This is a genomic window from Serratia proteamaculans (assembly GCF_008830365.1).
Taxonomy (GTDB): domain Bacteria; phylum Pseudomonadota; class Gammaproteobacteria; order Enterobacterales; family Enterobacteriaceae; genus Serratia; species Serratia proteamaculans.
The window spans coordinates 838645-857941 of sequence record NZ_WBKI01000002.1; the positions used below are offsets into that span (position 1 = coordinate 838645).

Annotated in this window: 14 protein-coding genes and 1 pseudogene; 8 read left to right on the plus strand and 7 right to left on the minus strand. The window is 55.7% G+C overall.

The window, feature by feature from the left end; all coding sequences use genetic code 11:
- Window positions 1-14 precede the first annotated feature (14 nt).
- Window positions 15-2138, minus strand: coding sequence for a TonB-dependent receptor (locus F8R23_RS13000; protein WP_129936044.1), 2124 nt, complete (start codon window positions 2136-2138; stop codon window positions 15-17).
- 504 nt (window positions 2139-2642) lie between these two features.
- Here F8R23_RS13000 and F8R23_RS13005 point away from each other — a divergent pair.
- Together F8R23_RS13005 and F8R23_RS13010 are read left to right on the plus strand one after the other, a co-directional pair.
- Window positions 2643-4244 (plus strand): condensation domain-containing protein, encoded by a 1602-nt coding sequence (locus F8R23_RS13005; RefSeq protein WP_151415693.1) that lies wholly within the window; start codon window positions 2643-2645, stop codon window positions 4242-4244.
- 72 nt (window positions 4245-4316) lie between these two features.
- Window positions 4317-7412: an amino acid adenylation domain-containing protein gene (locus F8R23_RS13010; RefSeq protein WP_129939053.1), complete on the plus strand. Its 3096-nt coding sequence runs from the start codon at window positions 4317-4319 to the stop codon at window positions 7410-7412.
- 94 nt (window positions 7413-7506) lie between these two features.
- Here F8R23_RS13010 and F8R23_RS13015 read toward each other — a convergent pair whose 3' ends face one another.
- On the minus strand, window positions 7507-8853 hold the full coding sequence (locus F8R23_RS13015; RefSeq protein ID WP_151415694.1) for a condensation domain-containing protein: 1347 nt from the start codon (window positions 8851-8853) through the stop codon (window positions 7507-7509).
- A gap of 484 nt (window positions 8854-9337) precedes the next feature.
- Here F8R23_RS13015 and F8R23_RS13020 point away from each other — a divergent pair, with 484 nt between their 5' ends.
- The 6 genes and pseudogenes from F8R23_RS13020 (at window position 9338) to F8R23_RS13045 (ending at window position 14153) form a co-directional block, all read left to right on the plus strand.
- Entirely contained in the window at window positions 9338-10936 is a 1599-nt protein-coding gene (locus tag F8R23_RS13020) for an ABC transporter substrate-binding protein (RefSeq protein WP_151415695.1), read from the plus strand.
- 117 nt (window positions 10937-11053) lie between these two features.
- Window positions 11054-11578 carry a cytochrome b561 gene (cybB, locus tag F8R23_RS13025; protein WP_129936122.1) on the plus strand — a complete coding sequence of 175 codons (525 nt, stop codon included), beginning with the start codon at window positions 11054-11056 and terminating at the stop codon, window positions 11576-11578.
- A 382-nt stretch (window positions 11579-11960) separates the two neighbouring features.
- Window positions 11961-12500 (plus strand): hypothetical protein, encoded by a 540-nt coding sequence (locus F8R23_RS13030; protein ID WP_151415696.1) that lies wholly within the window; start codon window positions 11961-11963, stop codon window positions 12498-12500.
- Between the two features lie 164 nt (window positions 12501-12664).
- Window positions 12665-12861: pseudogene (locus tag F8R23_RS13035) on the plus strand (helix-turn-helix domain-containing protein).
- A 307-nt stretch (window positions 12862-13168) separates the two neighbouring features.
- Window positions 13169-13621 (plus strand): GNAT family N-acetyltransferase, encoded by a 453-nt coding sequence (locus tag F8R23_RS13040; RefSeq protein WP_151415697.1) that lies wholly within the window; start codon window positions 13169-13171, stop codon window positions 13619-13621.
- 85 nt (window positions 13622-13706) lie between these two features.
- Window positions 13707-14153, plus strand: a complete 447-nt coding sequence (locus F8R23_RS13045; protein ID WP_112348985.1) for a GNAT family N-acetyltransferase — start codon at window positions 13707-13709, stop codon at window positions 14151-14153.
- 175 nt (window positions 14154-14328) lie between these two features.
- Here the strand turns inward: F8R23_RS13045 and proA are convergent, their stop codons facing one another.
- The 5 genes from proA to gpt form a co-directional block, all read right to left on the minus strand.
- Window positions 14329-15582, minus strand: a complete 1254-nt coding sequence (gene proA, locus F8R23_RS13050) for a glutamate-5-semialdehyde dehydrogenase (protein WP_170287989.1) — start codon at window positions 15580-15582, stop codon at window positions 14329-14331.
- Between the two features lie 9 nt (window positions 15583-15591).
- A complete protein-coding gene (gene proB / locus F8R23_RS13055) occupies window positions 15592-16695 on the minus strand; it encodes a glutamate 5-kinase (RefSeq protein WP_085115352.1) in 1104 nt (367 codons plus the stop codon).
- Between the two features lie 115 nt (window positions 16696-16810).
- Window positions 16811-17212: a sigma factor-binding protein Crl gene (gene crl, locus F8R23_RS13060; protein WP_151415699.1), complete on the minus strand. Its 402-nt coding sequence runs from the start codon at window positions 17210-17212 to the stop codon at window positions 16811-16813.
- A 59-nt stretch (window positions 17213-17271) separates the two neighbouring features.
- Window positions 17272-18519: an esterase FrsA gene (gene frsA / locus F8R23_RS13065; RefSeq protein WP_129936054.1), complete on the minus strand. Its 1248-nt coding sequence runs from the start codon at window positions 18517-18519 to the stop codon at window positions 17272-17274.
- Between the two features lie 144 nt (window positions 18520-18663).
- On the minus strand, window positions 18664-19122 hold the full coding sequence (gpt, locus tag F8R23_RS13070) for a xanthine phosphoribosyltransferase (protein WP_112347789.1): 459 nt from the start codon (window positions 19120-19122) through the stop codon (window positions 18664-18666).
- Window positions 19123-19297 lie beyond the last annotated feature (175 nt).

The window sequence follows — 19297 nt, forward strand, 5'->3', positions numbered from 1 at the left end:
TGGCTGCTAACGCATCAGAAGGTCAGTTCAAGTGCCGCACCGATCATACGCGGACGCTGTTGAGACGCCGTATACACATCATTGCCGGTCACCATCACGCGACGTTCCGAATCAAACAGGTTCTGTGCATACAGAGTGGCGCGGCCATAGGCAAAGGTGTACGCCAGTTGGGTGTTTGCCGACCAATAGGAACCGATATGCCCGCGTGAGTCGTTGTCGTACTGTGAGTAGTAAGAGTCTGAGAACGCCACGTTGCCGCTCAATTCCAGCCCGGCCATCAGCTGGTACTTGGCACCCATGTTGGCCGTATAGGCCGGTGCGCGCGCCAACTCATGCCCTTCTACGCCGCTACCCGAGAACTTCTTGATCTTGGTCTTCAGCAGGCCAACGTTGGTGAACAGCTCGAAGTCCCAGCGCGGCTGCCAGGTAGCGCCCATTTCCGCACCGTAGGTTTCCACCTTGTCGGCATTGCGTATCACACTCGAGTTCTCGCCCAAAGAATAAGGCAGTTGCATATCCTTGTAGTCGTTATAGAAAACGTTGCTGGTCAGGATGACGTTGGCATCTTTCAAGTGATGACGGGAATACAGCTCATAGTTCCAGACATACTCGGAGCCATAGGTGTAGTTGACCACCGGCGTGCCGATAGTGATGCCTGCGCCACCGGCGTTATAACCGCGCGCCACCTTGGCACCGTAGGTCTGGGTATCCGTCGGTTTCCAGGCCAGATCGAGCTTCGGCAGGAACACGTCGTAGGTCTCGTCGAAGTCGATACGCGCGGTGTTGCTGCCGCCGGTACGACGGCGATGCTCGTGCTCCAGGCGGCTGGCAGCGGTAAGATCAACTTTTGGCGTGATGGCAAAGGTCAGTTCGGCAAAGGCTGAATTAGTGTCGGTTTTATCCTTGAAACTGGAACCACCGAAAATATTGACGAATTCATCCTGCTTGGCGTGGAAATAGCGCAACCCCGCCAACCCATGCAGACGGCTATCCGGCCCACCAAAGCGTGCCACCGGCTCCACATGCACCTCTTTACCGTTAACTTCAGCATATTGAATGTTGTAAGCAGTAGGACGGTTGATATTAAAGTCGGTGTAGATCACCCGGTTTTCCAGCGTCAGGCTGTCGGACTGTTCCCAGGCGATATCCCAAACACCACTGTTGTTGTTGCTTTTAAACACCGCGCGACGGGGATCGTGGCGTGGGTTAGTAGGGTGAACCAGTGGGTTGAGGCTCTCGTTTTGCGGTGAGGTGCTGCCAAAATGGTTAAAGGTCAGCTTGGTGGTCAGTTCGCGCATACCTGCCGGGTTGAACAACAGCTTGGCGCGGGCGGTGGTAGCTTCTACCTCGCGCGGATCGCCCACCGGTTCATAAGCAGGGAGGTCGGCATCACTGCGGCGACGCTGACGATCAACGCTGACGCGGAACGCCAACTGATCCTCCACCAATGGGCCGGAGGCCATGGCGGACAACTGCGAAGAATGCTGATTGCCAACCCCGCCCTTAAAGGCGCTTTCCCAGTCGAAAGTGGGATCCTTACTGGTCATCACAATGGCACCGGCAATGGCGTTACGCCCCTGGATATAGCTCTGTGGGCCGAGGAACACTTCAACACGATCCAGATCCCACAGCGACTGCGGGCCGTAGGCTTGTTCGTTATAGGTTAGCGAGCGGCCATCCAGTGACAGATTGAGGCGCGGACGGGTGCCGCTGAGAAAGGCATTGGCACCGGTGTTAGGACCGGAGCCATCGATACCGCGCACGGTGGGCAAATTGTTGCCAATACCCAAATCCACCACGTTGGTGGTCATACGTAGCAAATCAGGGATCTGCAATGCATTGGGCATAGATGCAATACGTTCACTGTCGAACACTTGCACGCTGGAGCCGGTATCAAAAATGCTGCGTTTAATTTTTTCGCCGGTAACCAACAGGCTCTCCGAGTCCTGCCAATTATCGTTACGTTTGCTGTCGGCGGTTTCCTGAACCTTCTCGTCCACGACGGCGGCGTTAACGCTGCCCACCGACAAAGAGCAAAGACCCAGAAAGAGTGAGGAAAATGCCCCAATGGCCTGTAAGCCTGCTTTTTCCTTGTTTCCTACGATTTTATGCCTTTGAGCCGCTGAATGCTTGCTCATAGATGTATTCTCCTTTCATCCCAGATGCACAAAAATTTAATTGTTTTCACATAGGTAACGACGCTGATTCTCACACTGACAATGGCATTGCGGCCTTCCTGACCTTGCTATGCATATCCCTGCCGCGGACAACCGCCCCACGCCAGAGAGACTGCGGGCGGAAGCGGTTTTTTGTCTGGAAACGTAAAGAAATGTTAATAATGATAATATTTTACATTTTTTAATGCAAATCATTATCACTTAAGTAAGTGAGCGCGTTAAAAAACAATCAGAAGGGAAAGCAATAAAGCGAAATTTTCAAATCACCAAAAAAGCCAATGATTTCATTTAAAATGAATATAAAACATAACTATATCGATATTACTATTTTATCACCCTGAGGAAATACCGTGATTAACCTCATTACTCCCGCGCCTTATACCAACAAATAAAAATAGTAATAATTTTCATTCCCATTAACATTGCAATATATTCTTACAGTCTCTCAATACTGATGGAAACCCAATGAAAGCGTTGACCACGATGCAGGCCGCCTACTGGGTGGGCCGGCAATCCGAAGCGCCGCTGGGGGGCGTGTCCGCCCACCTGTATGCGGAATTTAACTGCTGCGACCTGGACGTCGAACGACTGAGACAGGCCGTTGCCACTCTTTACCAGCATCACCCGATGCTGCGCCTGCAGATCACCGTCGACGGCCAGCAGACCATCGCCCCCTGCGGCCCGCAGCATGGCCTGCAGTTGGACGATTTTAGCCAGGCGAATACTGTCGATGTCACCCACCGGCTTGCCGAAAAACGTCTGGCAAAAAGCAGCCAAAAGTTGCCGCTGGAACAGGGTATCCCCTGTGATATCAGCCTCAGTCTGTTGCCGGGTGGCCACAGCCGGTTGCATGTCGATCTGGACATGATCGCCGGAGATGCCATGGGTTTCCGTGTGCTAATGGAAGATTTGGCGCGCTTTTATCATCAGTGTCCCGCCGCCCCCAACGACAACGGCGTGGCCTACTTTGACTACCTCGACCGACAGCATGCCGATACGGCGCTGCAAGTACGCCGCACCCACGCTCAGGGTTGGTGGCGGGAACGCCTGGCTCAATTGCCACCCGCCCCGCACCTGTTGCGAACGCCGGACCGCTGCCGTAGCGATCGGCTGGCGCTGCAACTAAACGCCAAAGAAACCAAAGCACTGGAAGATGCGGCCAAAGCGCACCGCATCACGCTTTCATCGTTGTTTTTAGCGCTGTTCGCCGTCACCGTCGGCCACGGCTGGAACCTGTCGCGTTTTCGGCTAAACGTGCCGTTATTCCATCGGGCCGAGGAGAACGTCGGCAATATCATTGGCGACTTCTCCAATTTGGTGCTGCTCGGCGTGGAGCTGGATCCTGCTGAAAACCTGCCTGCCTTCTGCCAACGCCTGATGGCGCAACTGGCGGAGTTGATTACCCATGCCGACTATCCGGGCGTCAGCGTGATGCGCGATTTGTCGCGCCTGCAGGGCAGCATTCAGCCTTCACCGGTGGTGTTTACCGCCGGTTTCGGCATCCACGGTAAGGCGCTGTTCTCCGACAACGTCACCCACACCTTTGGCCCGCTGGAATGGGTGATATCCCAGGGGCCACAGGTGGCGCTGGATGCTCAGGTGGCACACGCCAACGGCGGCATTTTGATCAACTGGGACGTGCGCCTGGACGCCTTTCCAGATCGGCTGCTGTCACAGTTGTTCGCCACCTACGGCGCCTTGCTGAAACGGGCCGCCAACCGGCCTGACAGCTTCAGGCAGCCGCTGGCACAGTGGCTGGAACCATGCTCCGCAGCCGCGTTGGCCCGCCAAATACCGGTGCGTCAATTGCTGCACCGGTTGCTGGCGCGTGTCGTGCCGGATGCCAGGTTGGGCGACGACGATGACATCAACACCCTGCAACTGCCGCAGGCCGGTCTGCTGGCCTTGCTGGAGGTGGTTAACAAATATCTGCCGGTGGCGCTGACCCCGGCAGACGTGGCAACTCACCCTACCCCGGCCGCCCTTGCCGCCCTGATCTGTGAGCGGGCACCCCACGCCGACGAGGCGGTGCAAATGCTGTTGAAGGTACTGGCCCCCAAAGCCTGATATCGGTTCCGGGCGCGTAACCTCATGCGCCCTGCTTTCTTTTTCGTTGGTTAGCGACAATAGGGAAATACCATGGAGACACCATTAACCGCACTGCAGCAGGCTTATCTGCTCGGCCGCAGCGAACAATGGCCGCTCGGCGGCGTGGCAATGCACGATTTTCGCGAATATCGCGGTCTGAAGCTGGATTTGGCCCGGCTGGAAGCCCGACTGAGCGAACTGGTGCAACACTACGCAGCGCTTCGCACCTGCATCGATCCCCAGCGTTTTACTCAGCGGGTACGATCAGAAGCCACGCTGAATCTGGATCGGCACGATCTGCGGGCACTCGATCCTCAGGCCGCGCAACAACGTCTGACGATCCTGCGAGAACAGTATTCGCACCAGCGCCACGATCCCGCACAGCCGCTGTGGCGCATTGCCGCCATTCAGTTACCTGTAACGCCGGATGTAACGGGCAATAACTACGACACCGTGATTTTCACCAGCTTCGACGCGCTGATCCTCGACGGTCAGGGCATCTCCACCGTGATCGCCCGGCTGTTTGACGATGTCCCACTGCCGCCAATCGCCCCGTCAAGCCCACCGGTCGCTGCCACGGCGGCACAACGCCAGGCCGATGCCGCCTATTGGCAGGCCAAGCTACAGGGCATCACCACCCCGTCGGCCTTGCCATGGCTCACTCCGCTGGCCAACATCAAATCTTCGCGCTACCGTCGCGCCAACCTGACCCTGCCGCGCGAAGTGCTGAAACAGTTTTCACGCCTGGGTTCTGCCCATGCCCTGCTGCGCAACAGCAGCCTTTCGGCGTTGATCCTCGATACGCTGGCGCAATGGACCACCGACGGCGAGCTTTGCGTCGGCGTACCCGTGGCATTTCCGGCGGCGGATGGCTCACTCAGTAACGCCTCCACCTTTGTGGCAGTGCGCTATAGCCGCCTGGGCGGCACCTTTGTCAGCCGCGCGCAGGCGCTGCAAGACGATGTGTTGGGCGCGCTCGATCACCTGAAATTTTCCGGCATTGATCTGGCGCGACAGTTGCTGAATCACAGCCAGGGATCCCCTGCGCTACCGGTGATCCTTACCAACTGCCTGGGCTGGGAGACGCTGCCGGCCGATGCGTCGGTGCATTACCATGACGGCGTGACCCAGACGCCGCAGGTGGCGATCGATATTCGGCTGACGCAGGATGCCGACAAGAATTTGCTGCTGTGCGTTGACTACGCCGAGCAGGCGCTGGATGGCGAACAGGTGCAGGCGATGCTGGACGCGCTGCAACGCCGGGTGACGCTGATGTGCCAAGAGGGCGAGTTGGAAATTGCTCCGGCGCAATTTATCGATTACCAGCACTACCGGCATAACCACAGCGAGGCGGCATTTACCGCCTATCCGTACCTGACGCAACTGGCTGAGCGGTTGTTTAACGATCCACAGCCACGACCGGCGTTAATCTGCGATCAGCAGAGCCTGACTTATCCGCAGCTTGGTCAACAGGTCGGCACGGTAATGGCCAATCTGCAGCAGCGCGGTCTGGGGCCCGGCAGCGTGCTGGCGCTGTATCTGGCGCGCAGCCCGGAACATGTCACTATCTCCTTAGCCTGTGCGCTGTTGGGCGTTATCTGGGTGCCGATCGACATCAACTCGCCGCCGGAGCGCACCGCTTATCTGTTGACCAACTGTCGGCCGGATCTGGTGGTGCATCACGGCGAGTTGGATACGCCGCACGGGGTCACGCCTGCGGAACTGCTCGTCCCAACGGCGGGCAATGCGGCACTCCCGGACAGCCAGACGCTGGCCGATCGCAGCGCCAGTACCGAGGCCAGCTATTACCTGTATACCTCCGGCACCACCGGCAAGCCAAAATGCGTGGTACTCAACAACCGCGCCACCGCTAACGTTATCGGCCAGACTCTGCAACGCTGGGCAGTCACCGCCGATGACGTGATGATCTCGGTCACCCCGCCGCACCATGACATGTCGATGTTTGATCTGTTCGGCTCGCTCAGCGCCGGTGCGACACTGGTGTTACCGGCACCGCATCAGGAAAAAGACGCCATCAGCTGGAACCAGTTGGTGGAGCGCCATCGAGTTAGCCTGTGGTGTTCGGTTCCCGCCATTCTGGAGATGCTGCTCACCTGCAAAACCGACGACAGCCTGCGCTCACTGCGGTTGGTGGCTCAGGGCGGCGACTACATCAAACCGGCCACGGTGCAGCAACTACGCCGCCTGCGTCCGGATATCAGCCTGTTCTCGCTTGGCGGCCCAACCGAAACCACCATCTGGAGTATCTGGCACCCGATTGCGCCGCAGGACACCGGAACCGTGCCCTATGGTCAGCCACTGCCGGCCAACCAATACTTTATTTGCCATGACGACGGCAGCCACTGCCCGGTCGGCGTGGTTGGCCGCATCCACACTGCAGGGGTGAATCTGGCATTGGGTTATCTGGAAGACGGCGATTTAAAACAGCATGATTTCGTCACGCTGGACGGCCCCGATGGGCAACCGCTGCGCACCTTCCGTACCGGTGACCAGGGTTACTATCGTCCGGACGGCAACATTCTGTTCGCCAGCCGGGTGAACGGCTACGTGAAAATCCGTGGTGTGCGCGTTTCGCTGCCGGAGATTGAAGATGTTCTGCGAGGACACGAGGCGATCCTCGATATCGTGGTGGTGGATTACCCTGGGGGTGATAATGCCGAGGCCACGCTGGGGGCGATGTACCTTACCCACGACGGTAAACCGCTGTCACTGGCGGCGATCCGCGCCTTCTCAACCGGCTACTTGCCTTGCACTCATATCCCGACGCGCTTTATCCACGCCGAAGCGCTGCCGCTTTCGGGCAATGGCAAGACAGACCGCCACCGCATCCGTGCCGCTTTCAGCACCGATCGGGCAGCGCCGGGACTCAACGCCTGTGCAGCACCGTTGCCAAGTGCACCACCGGCGAACAGCGGCAAGATTTTGGCTATCTATTGGCAGGCGATCGGCACAACGCCGCGCCCGGAGTGGGGGGAAGAAACTGCCTTTATCAGCATGGGGCTGAAACTGCCGCACATTCGACAGGTGGCTGCGCAGCTCAATGAGGCCTTCGGCACCCGTCTGCCGCCCACACTGCTGATCCCCTGTAAAAATGCCCGGGAGGTTGCAGCGCTGCTGGCGCGTTAACACTGTTTAAACGTAGGGGCGCTGCATGCTGCGCCCTCTCACATCACCCAAGGGTAAATCGGGTCGAACGTGTTCGCCCCCTACCGGATCGCCATCAGGCCGGCACCGCCACCAGTTCACCGACCGCCGTTTCCAACGCCTCTTCCCGCAACGCACGCAGTAAAAATTCCTGCAAGGCATTGCCGTAGTCGGCAACCCCTGCCGTAGGGAACTGTTGCACGTAGACATCAATGTCCAGATACAGATCGCCGGCATCGGTGCGGCCACGAAAGGTCAGGTTTGCGCCGTCGCCAGAACCACCGGCCAATACCCGACGCGTGCTGGTGCAACCGCTGAAACCAGCCGGATCAAACGGCTGGACGTTAATAAACGGGGAGATAAATAAACGAGAAGCAGGCGTCACACCACGATCGGCGGCTATCTGCCGCAGCCGATAAGCAGCATGGCTGCGCAGCTCGCGCAGTGTTTGTGCCATCTCAGAGAGAAAACGCCCCAGCGTTTCTTCCGGGCGCAGTGATACCAACAGCGGCAAGGTATTCACCGCCAGCGCCGGAGTATTGGTCGCCTGGCTGCTGCGGCGATTCATCACCGGCATCCATAGGGTGCGCGTATCGCCTTTATCATGCGGCAACGGCGGTAAGGTAAAGAACAGCCAGGCGGCGGACAGCGCCAACAGCAGATCGGGCCAGCCGATACCGCTACGCTCCGACAGCTCACGCAGCCGCTGCGAGATCTCTTCCGGCAGTGCCGTGCTGGTGCTCAGGCATTTCACGCCGTATTCCCGACCGCCCTTGCGCACCGTCGGCAAGGTTTGCGACGGCGGCAGATAGCGCTGCCAAAAATGCCGATCCTTTGAGCAGCGTTCAGAAGCAGCATAGGCCAGTTCATGATGCTGGAAAGCGCTGAAGGAGCCCAGCGCCTGCCCCGCCGTGCCGCTGCCAAGGAAGTGCGCGTATAGCGTGGCACAGCGGTGTTCGACCAGCGCCATCCCGAACCCATCAATCACAATATGGTGAGCACGCAGATACCAGATAAAGCGCGCTGGCCCCAGTTTGAGCAACCACACCGCGGCTACTGGTTGACTGCACAAGTCCATCGGCTGTTCGACATCCGCCTGCATCAGCCGCATCGCGGCCTGATAAGGATCGGCCTGTGCTTGCAGATCAATGCGATGCAACTCGGGCACCCACTGAGGATCGTAACGCTGGAGCGGTGGGTGCGCCTCCGCGTCGGCACCAAAGCGCAGTGCAAACGCCTGCGTTTCCGCCATGGTGAGCGTAATTGCACGAGACAGCGCTGCCTCGTCCACTGCACCGCGTAATTCAGTGACGTGGGCGACGGTGGAAAACGGCTGCTCAGGGTGCAGAGTAAATTCTTCCCAGAAGTCTAACTGCGCCGGTGTTAGCGGCAGCCATTCAGTAGCCAAAACAGTTCCCAACATGTTACCTACCTTTGATAAGCCATAAACAAATGTTGAAACAACAGAAGCTAAAACCCCACCGCCGCAAAGTGCATCTGATAGCGGCCAAAACGGGGTGAATGCCGGACACGGCTGGACGGCCAGCTCGCGGGCTGCCCGGCGTGATCCCTCTTATTGTGGTTGGCGTGCCTGACCTCCCTGGTACAGGTTAAAAAGAGACGGCGTGGGCCACTTGACTGAGCAACCGCAGCACGGAAGATGTTTCGATTCAGTTACAAATGAAAATGATAATAACACTTATTATCATTTTCATGAATATAGAACAACCTGTTCAAACCGCAAACTGGCTTGACTAACCGGAGCATGACGAAGCGGCAGATCGGGAGAGAACTCTCATCCCCCAGTTCCCATATCTGCTATCAATCACTTATATTTAATTTGAGGGCTGCCTGAATGCCACAGCGGCGGCAGTGTCCTCAATCAACCTGAGGGAGCCATCCATTTTATGCGTTTAAAACCAAGCACTGTGGGTCTGTTATTAGCGGGAACCGGCCTGTTGACGGCGGGCAATGCCCTGGCCGCCAGCGATACCCTGGTCTACTGCACCGTGGCCTCACCGGAGTCTTTCAACCCGCAGCTTTCAAGCTCCGGTACCACCTTTATTGCCACCTCGCAGGTGCTGTATAACCGCCTGTTGACGCTGCGTGAAAGCGATAAAACCCCCGCTCCCTCACTGGCGACCGAGTGGACCATCAGCCCGGACGGCAAGACCTACACCTTTACGCTGCGCAAGGGCGTGAAATTCAACAGCAACAAGTACTTCACCCCAACACGTGACTTTAACGCCGAGGACGTGGTGTTCACCGTGATGCGTCAAAAAGATGCCAATAATCCGTATCACAAGGTGTCCGGCGGCAACTACGAGTACTTTACCGACACCGGGCTGGACAAACTGATCACCAAGGTGGAAGCGGTCGATAACGACCACGTGCGCTTTACCCTCAGCCAACCTAACGCCGCGTTTCTGGCAGACTGGACCATGGACTTCGCTTCGATCCTGTCCGCCGAATATGCCGATGCCATGCTGAAAAAAGGCACGCCAGAGTATGTCGACAATTGGCCTATCGGTACCGGTCCGTTCGCGCTGCAACAGTACAAACAGGATTCACTGATCCGCTACATCGCCAACCCGCATTACTGGCAGGGCGAAGTGGCCAGCAAGCACCTGATCTTTTCCATTACACCTAACCCGCAAACCCGGCTGGCGAAGCTGAAAACCAACGAGTGCCAGATCATCCCTGCCCCGCTGGCGGAACAGTTTGACGCCATCAAGAGCGACAAAAACCTGCAGCTGCACGATATCAACGGCCTGAACGTCGGCTATCTGGCGTTCAACACCCAGAAGAAGCCGTTTGATAACGTGCTGGTGCGCCAGGCGCTGAGCTACGCGGTGGACAAAAAGGCCATCGTCGCGGCGGTGTTTAAAGAAAGTGGCACCACGGCTAACTCGATACTGCCGCCGGGCATGCTGGGCTACAACGACAAGCTGCCGGAATACGCTTACAACCCGGACAAAGCGCGTGAACTGCTGAAACAGGCCGGGCTGGAAAAAGGCTTTGAGACCGACATCTGGTCAATGCCAGTGGCGCGGCCTTATAACCCTAATTCACGACGCATCGCCGAGATGGTCCAGAGCGACTGGGCGAAAGTGGGCGTGAAGGCCAAAATCGTCACCTGGGAATGGGGCCAATACCTGGCCGGGCTGCGCAAAGGGGAACAGCAGAGCGCGTTGTACGGCTGGATGTCGGATAACGGCGACCCGGACAACTTCGCCACGCTGCTCAACTGCGCTGGCGTACAGACCGGTGCCAACGTGGCCCGTTGGTGCGACAGCAGCTATGACAAGCTGATCCATCAGGCAATTTCGGTCAGCGCCCCGGCCGAACGCGCCAAGCTTTACCAGCAGGCGCAGGTGATTTTTGCCAAACAGGTGCCACTGCTGCCATTGGCTAACGGCAAGGTGTTCTACGCCACCCGCAGCAACGTCAGTGGCTATGTGGTTGACGTTAACGGCAGTGACTTCGCCAAAGCCAAGGTCGACTGAGTCGCAGCCAGCGCCGGATGATATTCACATCCGGCGCTTTCCTCATCTGTAACATTTGGTTACTCTCATCAGCACTGTGATTTAACATTCGAAGGCAAACCGGTGCAGAACTCTTATATGCCGATGCAGATCCGCCTGCACTGGCTGGTGGCGATCTTGTTGATCGTGACCTGTACGACGATTGAGCTGAGAGGCTTTAGCGTACCGGGCACTCCGCTGTGGTACGTGCTGGTGGTGACCCACTTCAGCTGTGGGGTGACGGTATTTGTATTGATGATCGCCCGTCTGTTGCTGCGCTGGCGCCACACCAGCCCTGCCATCAACCCGAAACCGGCTAAATGGCAAACCGGCGCTGCCCATCTGGTGCACAGCCTGATTTATCTGTTGCTGCTGACGCTACCGGTGCTGGGGGTTTATTCCCGCTATCTGGGCGGAAAAGAGTGGTTTCTGTTTGGGCTGCCGATGCCCTTTGCCGAAGTCGCCGACCGGCCACAGGCGCGGATGATTATCGGCTGGCACAAGACGCTGGCAGCCTTCGGCTATTGGCTTATTGGGCTGCATGCCGCAGCGGCGCTGTTCCATCACTACCTCGTTAAGGACAATGCGCTGGTGCGTATGCTGCCATGGCTGAAAAAGCCTTAGCTATAGGTGACAATACCCACAGTGTAATAATAAGCATGTATATATAAGCCAATAGATATAATCCATTGGCTTATTGTTTTTATAGTTTATGGCGATTGAAAATAAATTTGCATCCGGCGAGTTGTATCTATTCCGTTTATTGACTAAGGTTATTCATACAAATTATAAGCCCACGGGCTGACGAAGATCCGCAACCAATATTATTAACCACTCATTATATTTATCTTAAAAACGCCAGTTATTTTTCAGGAGAGCTGTGTCATGCCCTGTGGAAACACAAGGCGATGCGGTGCACCCATGATTTCATTAATTAAATTCCATCGGCTACACACACGGGAAAGTTAATATTACTTTTCCAAACATAAAAGTCAGGAGCAAAGTAATGAAAATAATAACTGGCGTTATTTTACCTACCGTTGCCGCCCTCGCAATAGCGGGCATGGCGCACGCAGCAGATAGCAAACAACCGGTGACCGGCAAAGAGACGGTTACCCTGGAGCACGTACATGCCGTGCAAGAAAATGGCAGCCCCGCGCCCCAGCACGATGCCGCCTGTATGAAAGAGCTTTCTATGCCGACGTCCAAGTATGTCGGGATGAAAGTCACCAGCGAATACACCGTTAACACCAGCTCGATGATGATGTCGGCGAAATCGATGCTGCCCTCCCCGATGGCTACCCAACCGCTAGAGTTGACGGTTGATTTATCCCCACTCGGCATCGAAGGGGTTTATGCCTTTGGTGCCTTTAAACCCAATGTGTTACCGCAAGACTATGTTTATTTCACCATCGACAAGGATTTTAAAAACCCGGTCAGCACCTTTATGATTATTAATAAAGGTAAAGAATATAACTGCGTTATTTCCAGCTCAGACAAGGCGATGAGTAAAGAGGAACGCAAACAGCTTATGGTTAAGAAGTAGCGGGCATATAAATTGGGTAATACTGGGGGCTTTGGTGGTTTTTACTGCCATGGCCCCTTGTCTAATAAAACGATAACGTCCACCGGGTTAACTGATTGCTTAACAATCCCGTTTGGGGATAATGGCAGATATTCGATTTTGGGATATCACTCGCGGGAATCGCCATGACTTCAGTTTATTCAACCGAGTATCAATTAGTTATAAAAATACTTCGGGATGCTCGCAGTCGTTTATCGCCAAGGTTGAGAACGGCGAGCGCAAACTCGATGTGGTGGAGTTTGCTTTGAACGCTCGGTTGCTTGGGGTTGATGCCGGGGCTGTGCTGGGAATGATTGGTGGGCGGGTTGCGCCATTGTGTTAGATAAAAATCTAACCGCCGACCTTTGCATTACGAATTCGTAAATAGAACCAATATCAATGCGTATCGAATCGCCATGGGTAAATTAGGCACTTCCGGTCCATTGGTGACTGACTCTGTGTCGCTAGACGATCCTGCCCTATAGTTGGACTGGAACTCCCATTGAAGACTTCGGCAGCTATGAGCGAGGAGCGGACATTGCATCCCCGATAAAGCCAAGGATCAGGGTTGTCCCATTATCTGTTCCAATATGGTGATTTTTCAGGCAGCATACTTTATTCTGGTTAAACTCCCTTTGCAGGATATAACCATGATAACATTAGAGAAATCAGATCCATTTTCTTCAGAATCCCATCGCTTAATCGAAATGCTGTCAGCTGAACTTGCCGCTATTACTGGCGAGAATGGCAAAACCAACTTCACCGTTGAAACTATGAACAATGACAAAGCATTATGGGTATTGGCAAAAAATGCACATGGCGACGCGATAGGATGCGGTGCAATCCGCCCATTAACACAAAACATAGCTGAGCTTAAAAGAATGTTTTCGGACCGAAGCGAGCCAGGCGTGGGTAGTGCATTACTTACTTTTCTGGAAACCTCTGCAAAGCAAATGGGATATCGAGAACTTAAGCTGGAAACCCGACATATCAACCTCCGGGCTGTCAATTTTTACGAGAAAAATGGATATGTTCGTATTGATAATTATGGCCCATACATAGGCAGAGAAGAAGCCGTCTGTTTCTCAAAGTCATTGTACTGATTGCATTTATCGGATCTAACTGCCGCTCCTGGCGCACAGTCAGCTATTCGGGATACTTAATACTTTAAATGCAAAGGGACTACTCATGAATATTCTTATCGAGAGCATTACCCCGGATAACAAAGGCTTTTTTGCGTTAAAAGCAGAGAGCATGGCTGCTGGATTTAACATGCTACACAGACTGGAAGAAAACTGGCTGAACGGGCAAAACCGCTTTGATAAGGCAGGTGAGAACCTGTTAGGTTTTTATGCCGACGGGCTACTCATTGGCGTGTGTGGATTAAACCAAGACCCCTACACGCCTTCAGTTCGGACTGGACGACTCCGTCATCTCTATGTAGGAATTGAATGGAGAAGAAGGCAAGTTGCCATTGCTTTGCTCAGGGCAATACTGGAGGGTTCTGGCCGCTGGTTTGATTTTATCAACACTAACGCGCCTCAATCAGCATTCATCTTCTATGAACGTGCTGGCTTTATTCCGCTAGTAGATGTCGATAAAGTTACCCACCGTCTGTATCTTACAGATATATAAAGTTAATAACTGTCAATTGATTGATGGGCAATGATGTGACCAACGTTTGTTCTTGGCACAAAGCCGACTGTCAGATAAGGTTCCGCTTAGGCCAGCAACGCTACGATCCCCTCAAATACAAAAAGGGCACAGTCCAAATGAACTGCGCCCCTATATCTAAACACCGAACTAAACCTTAGTTACGAACCAAATCATCACCGTAGCCGATCCACTTGTAGGTGGTCAGTGCGTCCAGGCCCATTGGGCCGCGGGCGTGCAGTTTCTGGGTGCTGACGGCCACTTCTGCGCCAAGGCCGAACTGGCCGCCGTCGGTGAAGCGGGTGCTGGCGTTGACGTACACCGCGCTGGAGTCCACCGCACGCACAAAGTGCTCGGCGCTGCTCAGTGAACGAGTGAGGATCGCGTCGGAGTGGCTGGTGCCGTGGGTGCGGATATGGTCGATGGCCTGATCAATGTCATCCACCAGCGCCACGTTCAAATCCAACGACAGCCATTCATCGTCGTAATCTTCCGCCGCGACCGCCACCACCGTTGCCGGGCCGTCTTGCAGCAGTGGCATGGCGTTCTCCGCTGCGTGCAGGGTGACGCCGACCGCCGCCATTCTGCTGCTCAGTGCTGGCAAAAACTCTGCAGCGATATTGCGGTTCACCAGCAGCGTCTCCAACGAGTTACAGGCGCTTGGGCGTTGGATTTTGGCGTTTTCGATCACCGTCAGCGCTTTGTCGAAATCAACGCTGTCATCTACATAGGTGTGGCAAACGCCGATACCGCCGGTGATCACCGGGATGGTTGACTGTTCGCGGCACAGCTTGTGCAGGCCGGCGCCGCCGCGTGGGATCAGCATGTCGACGTAGCGATCCAGGCGCAGCAGTTCATTCACCAAGGCGCGATCCGGGCTTTCAATCGCCTGTACCGCTGCCGCCGGCAGGCCGCACTGTTCCAGCGCCTGCTGGATCACTTTAACTGTCGCCTGGTTGGTGTGGTGGGTTTCTTTACCGCCACGCAGGATCACCGCGTTGCCGGTTTTCAGGCACAGGCTGGCTACGTCGATGGTGACGTTCGGCCGTGCTTCATAAATCACGCCAATCACCCCGAGCGGTACCCGACGGCGTTCCAGCTTCAACCCGCTGTCCAGCAGGCTGCCGTCCAATACGTGGCCGACCGGGTCGTTCAGGCGGCATACCTGACGCACGTCGTTGGCGATCGCCGCCAGACGTGCCGGGGTCAGCAACAGGCGATCGAGCAGCGCTTCGGTCATCCCGCTGGCGCGTGCCTGTTCCATGTCCTGTTCGTTAGCCTGTAAAATCACTTCGCTTTCGGCTTCCAGTCTGTCGGCAATCACCGACAGCACCTGGTTTTTCTTCGCCGTGCTCAGCACCGCCAGTTGCCAGGAGGCCTGCTTGGCGGCCTTCCCCATCTGCTCCAGCATGCTCACTCCTTAGCTGACAATCATATCGTCGCGGTGAACTGCCACCGGGCCGTATTCATAACCGAGAATTTCGCTGATTTCCTGCGAGTGGTGACCGGCAATCATGCGCATCGCATCGCTGTTATAACGGCTGACGCCGTGCGCCAGATCGCGCCCCGTCAGGTTGCGGATGCGGATCACTTCGCCACGGGAAAAATCGCCTTTGACCTCGCGGATGCCCTTCGGCAGCAGTGAGCTGCCGCGCGCCATAATGGCGTCGACCGCACCGTCGTCGACGGTGATCTCACCGGCCGGTGGTGCGCCGAAGATCCAGCGTTTGCGGTTTTCCAATGGGGTTTCCAACGCGTGGAAACGGGTGCCCACCGGTTTGCCTTCAATCACGTCACTCACTACGCCCGGCTTGCTGCCGGCGGCGATGATCACGTCGATACCGGCGCGGCAGGCCACGTCGGCAGCTTGCAGCTTGGTGCCCATGCCACCGGTACCCAAACCGGAAACGCTGTCGCCGGCGATGGCGCGCAAGGCGTCGTCGATGCCGTGCACTTCACGGATCAGCTCTGCCTGCGGGTTATTGCGTGGGTCGGCGGTGTACAGCCCCTGCTGATCGGTCAGCAACAACAGTTTATCGGCCCCGGCCAGGATCGCCGCCAATGCCGACAGGTTGTCGTTGTCGCCCACCTTGATTTCTGCGGTCGCTACCGCGTCGTTCTCATTGATTACCGGCACGATACGGTTGTCCAGCAACGCCGTCATGGTGTCACGCGCGTTGAGGAAGCGTTCGCGGTCTTCCAGATCGGCGCGCGTCAGCAACATCTGCCCGACGTGAATGCCATAAATGGAGAACAGTTGCTCCCACAGTTGGATCAACCGGCTCTGCCCGACCGCCGCCAGCAACTGCTTGGAGGCGATGGTGGCGGGGAGTTCGGGGTAGCCCAAATGCTCGCGCCCGGCGGCAATCGCGCCAGAGGTGACGATAACGATGCGGTGACCCGCTGCATGCTGTTGTGCGCACTGGCGAACCAGTTCGACAATATGGGCACGGTTAAGACGCAGCGATCCGCCGGTCAACACGCTGGTGCCCAATTTCACAACCAGTGTCTGGCTGCCGTTCATAGTGTTTCTGCCGTGTAAGATGAGAAGAATAATGCAAAGGACTTTGTAACAGGAGAGACGCGTTATGCCAACAGGCACAACGCGAAATCAGCAGAATACTTGCGGTCAAACGGGGTCAGGCGGAAAGTTTAATCAATTTTTCTTTGAAATCAGGAGCCGGTTCAAGCGTCAGCTCCATGGTGGTCAGCAGCTCGCCCAGACGACGATGGAAATCACGCAGGGTAGTTTCCAGCTTGGTTTTTACTTCAGTATCCTTAATCTTTTCCGGCGTCCACTGCCCTTTCTTATCAAACAGGCCAAACTGATAGGCGTAGGTGAAACGCGTATCTTCAGCATGCAGTTCGATCCACCCCCCCCAAAACTCTCGCAGCTCTGGAGCAGGCTTAACATTGACGCAGACGGCTAAACAATCAAAGAAAAAACGGTCGTTCTCACATTGCCCTTCACGCAGATACGGCCCCAAGCTGGCGAAACGTTTCATTAGTCGGCTTTTAGGGTGACCACTCGGTAACGTCATTCTTAAGCTCCTCAATGTAGACCACTCTTTTTAACAAATTGTTAAAATTTAGCAACTATTTAACGCATTTTATCTTTCATCCAATGAGACATTTGCTGCAGCGCCTTGTGAAAACTGCTGTACACCGGCTTGCGCGGTATGGCGATCAATTTGCCGTCCATCGAGGATGAAGCGATCAACTGCGCCTCTTCTTTCGGGCTGAGCGGATCCTGATCCCAGTAACCGGCCAGCATCGGCGTCGGGCAGCGGCGGCCCAACAGCCCCTGATTTTTCAACGAATAGCTGTTTAGCTCGACCTTCAGCACATGGTCCGAAGCGTTGGCCATGCCCATCCGGCTGGCCAGCACGTCCATATACATGTCCGGCACGTTCTTCTGGGTGTTGATGTCGCACAACAGGCGATGCACCACCGGTCCCAGGCAGGCCACGCCACGCAGCCGCTGTGGTTCCAGATAGGCTAACCGGACGGCCACATTGGCACCAAAGCGGAAGCCAAACGCGGTGACGCGCTGATGGTCAATCCACGGCACTGAGGCTAATTGGGTCAGCACCTGCTGATGCAGGAAGCTGGAATCTTGGGTCAGCTTCCACTTATAAGAAGAACCGATGGAAGGCATATCAATGGTCAGCATGGCGATGCCCTGTGGCGCCAGATAATCGCGGAACAGGCGGTGATAGTCGGTCTGCAGGGTATCCAGGCTGCCGCACATAAAGACCGTCGGGAACGGCGCTTCGCCCTTCTCCGGCAAATGCAGGAAGCCGGTAATGCTGCTGCCGCCTTCAATGCGGAATTCCAGCTCTTTCAACTGGTACGGCAATAACAGCGCGGCCTCTTCGTAAGCCCGGTTGGACAACGACTCCGCCTGCTCGGCCAACTCGTCGCCCTTCAGGTGCGGGTAGCCGGCAATGCTGTAAAAGTTGGCGGCGTTGAGCCAGTACTGGCCGCCAATCAGCGGATCCTGTTGTTCCAGCGCACGCTGTTGCCAGAGCATGCCCTGATGCACCCACTCGTAGATCCAGTTGCCGTTACGGTAACCGATCACGGTATCCAGCCATTTGTCGTTGGTGTGTTCCACATCCGCGACCGCGATGCGTGCCAGCACTTCGTTGATTTCGATCGGATCAACACCGCGCCAGGCCCACAACAGCGGGTTGAGCATGCGGTACCAATTGCTGACGGTATTGCCTTCCAGAGTGGAATGCAGATCGGCGCTGACTTTATTGCGCGCGCGCAGTACCAGAGTTGAGGTCTCAGGGTGTTTAAATGAGGGTTTGAACAGGATTTCAGAAAGGTTGGCTTGTGCCATGGTAACAACAGCCTCCGTAAATCTGGTAATAGGCCGCAAACAGCCTAATCAACTGGAGGTAGTGTACCTAACTCTGGAGCGATAAAGCAAAATAACGCAAACGCCCGGCAGAACCGGGCGCTTTAATGAATCAGCGTGGCTCGCTTAACGGCCGCCAATCGGTGGCACGAAGGTCACCGCCATGTCCCATGGCTGCTCGATCCAGGTATCCTGTGGGATATCAACCACATAGTCATCAACCAGCGGACGACCTGCCGGCTTGGCAAAAATGGTGACGAAATGCGCCTTCGGGTACATATCGCGGATCGCTTTCGCGGTGCCGCCGGTATCCACCAGATCGTCGATCACGATAAAGCCTTCACCGTCGCCTTCGGCGCGCTTGAGCACTTTCATTTCGCGTTGGTTGTCATGGTCATAGCTGGAGATGCAGACGGTATCTACATGGCGAATACCCAGCTCACGCGCCAGTAACGCTGCCGGTACCAGACCGCCGCGGCTTACGGCAATAATGCCAGTCCATTGTTCAACAGGCAGCAGGCGGTGAGCCAGTTTGCGCGCTTGCATTTGCAGCATGTCCCAGGTAACAACGTATTTTTCGCTCATAGAATGGTGTCCCAGCCAGCAGTGGTGCGGCTTACTCAGTAATCAGGGGAAAAAAGGTTGCGCGAGATTATAAAGACTGGACGCACCAAATACCAGTTGTACCTTGGAAATCATAAGTATTTCGTCTGGTGATTGATGCTGCATAAATGAGCAATTACGCATCAAACTAGTGTGA

What these genes read in the sequence shown, in the direction of transcription:
- cybB (WP_129936122.1), top strand. Translation starts at nt 11,054, where the DNA reads ATGCCGATGCAGATCCGCCTGCACTGGCTGGTGGCGATCTTGTTGATC.
- F8R23_RS13010 (WP_129939053.1), top strand. Translation starts at nt 4,317, where the DNA reads ATGGAGACACCATTAACCGCACTGCAGCAGGCTTATCTGCTCGGCCGC.
- F8R23_RS13040 (WP_151415697.1), top strand. Translation starts at nt 13,169, where the DNA reads ATGATAACATTAGAGAAATCAGATCCATTTTCTTCAGAATCCCATCGC.
- F8R23_RS13045 (WP_112348985.1), top strand. Translation starts at nt 13,707, where the DNA reads ATGAATATTCTTATCGAGAGCATTACCCCGGATAACAAAGGCTTTTTT.
- F8R23_RS13030 (WP_151415696.1), top strand. Translation starts at nt 11,961, where the DNA reads ATGAAAATAATAACTGGCGTTATTTTACCTACCGTTGCCGCCCTCGCA.
- proB (WP_085115352.1), bottom strand. Translation starts at nt 16,695, where the DNA reads ATGAACGGCAGCCAGACACTGGTTGTGAAATTGGGCACCAGCGTGTTG.
- crl (WP_151415699.1), bottom strand. Translation starts at nt 17,212, where the DNA reads ATGACGTTACCGAGTGGTCACCCTAAAAGCCGACTAATGAAACGTTTC.
- frsA (WP_129936054.1), bottom strand. Translation starts at nt 18,519, where the DNA reads ATGGCACAAGCCAACCTTTCTGAAATCCTGTTCAAACCCTCATTTAAA.
- F8R23_RS13005 (WP_151415693.1), top strand. Translation starts at nt 2,643, where the DNA reads ATGAAAGCGTTGACCACGATGCAGGCCGCCTACTGGGTGGGCCGGCAA.
- F8R23_RS13000 (WP_129936044.1), bottom strand. Translation starts at nt 2,138, where the DNA reads ATGAGCAAGCATTCAGCGGCTCAAAGGCATAAAATCGTAGGAAACAAG.
- proA (WP_170287989.1), bottom strand. Translation starts at nt 15,582, where the DNA reads ATGCTGGAGCAGATGGGGAAGGCCGCCAAGCAGGCCTCCTGGCAACTG.
- gpt (WP_112347789.1), bottom strand. Translation starts at nt 19,122, where the DNA reads ATGAGCGAAAAATACGTTGTTACCTGGGACATGCTGCAAATGCAAGCG.
- F8R23_RS13020 (WP_151415695.1), top strand. Translation starts at nt 9,338, where the DNA reads ATGCGTTTAAAACCAAGCACTGTGGGTCTGTTATTAGCGGGAACCGGC.
- F8R23_RS13015 (WP_151415694.1), bottom strand. Translation starts at nt 8,853, where the DNA reads ATGTTGGGAACTGTTTTGGCTACTGAATGGCTGCCGCTAACACCGGCG.